Consider the following 1398-nt stretch of genomic DNA (forward strand, 5'->3'; position numbering starts at 1 on the left):
ACTACAATATCCGGCGGCCTCACTCGTCGCTGAAATACCTGACCCCCGCGGCCTATGCCGCCCACCTCACCGCAACGGACGATCGGCTGCGCAACCCCGACCAGCTCCGCCGATCGTCCGTTGCTCCGCCCGCGCCACTTGGCGTACAAAACCCTGAGACTCTAACCGCTGCTGGATGAAAGTTCAGTGGCAGGTCAGTGTGACTAAAAGTATTTGGCCGAACTTCTGGAGAAAGATTTCGCGTTCAATAAACTTATTAATTCATATGGAAGCGCTATTCAGATTATAAATTTGACCTGGCATTCATAATGATGAACCACGATACAGACAGGACTTGCCACAAAGACGAGTCCCATGACACACGAAATAAAACGATTACAAATGCAGAATAAAACAAGTAAAACTGACAGAACAAAACACTCAACGCAACAATACGCGCAAGGTCGATCTGTGGAGACCTTGATCAACGCCTTGTCGCGCGCCCCCATGCCACCACCGGAATCTGATTAACGGCCGCGAAGGCCTGGCGGCCCCCGTTCGCTTCGACAGCATCGTACCAGTGACGCGGGACAGCTACGAACCAAGTATACGGGCCTACCGGACCGTAAACTGGAAGTGGTGGCCCCGCCGTCCAGGAGAGGCCAGCAAGGGTTTGGTTCGCAACACAGTGATGAGCATCCGCCGCCGTCATCATATAGAAGCACCGGTTTTCAGTCCCACCTCCGTGTTGGACTGCGAATCGAAACGTGAGGGCACCTAGTGCATCCAGCAGCAAGTTAGCATCGACGTGGACGAGTGGGCCGCCAGGAAACTCCATCGAGAGAGAGGAGAGAACCGCTTAATTGTGCTTCGTGATGGAAGAAAGGAGTGTGAGGAGACTTGATTGTACTTGGCGAATGCGAGGACGCAATGAGGGCCTTATATAGAGCCAGGCCCGAGAATGATGGTCTTTGCGTGTGACTTCACGCCATTGACCTTTCTAACTTGGCTGTTCGCCCCAGGAGAGGGGCTCTTCCTTATGGGACCGCAATCACGAACAGTGACAGGCTCCAATGAATAAGCGGACGTCAACGTCAGCTAAAACGCGTGTTCTTGCTGCCGGCCGCCCGCTTGTCGTTTTGTCGTGTGTTTGGAAGCATGTTACTGGCTTACAGCGCGCGCGCTGGTGAAGTGGACCCTATGCTGAGGACCACTGGGTCCGGTTTCTTAAGTGGAACTGCTGCCGTTCGTTCTTGCCAATAACTTTACGCTATTCTTGCTTGCTGCTGTTGTGGCTGTGGGGATGTGGGCAACGCGCAGCGTTGTCCAAGCTTCTCGCTTGCGAGAAGCGTCATATCCACAGCCTCTTCGCCGAATGCGCCGGTGACACCGGCCCGCCAGACCGCCATCGGCGCGCGG

1 pseudogene is annotated in these 1398 nt (G+C 54.7%); it reads left to right on the forward strand.

The window, feature by feature from the left end:
• A pseudogene (locus tag ACZIRK_RS45165) lies at positions 1 to 179 on the forward strand (IS3 family transposase); the annotation flags it as partial.
• Positions 180 to 1398 lie beyond the last annotated feature (1219 nt).

This window comes from Bradyrhizobium sp. Leo114 (assembly GCF_055229415.2).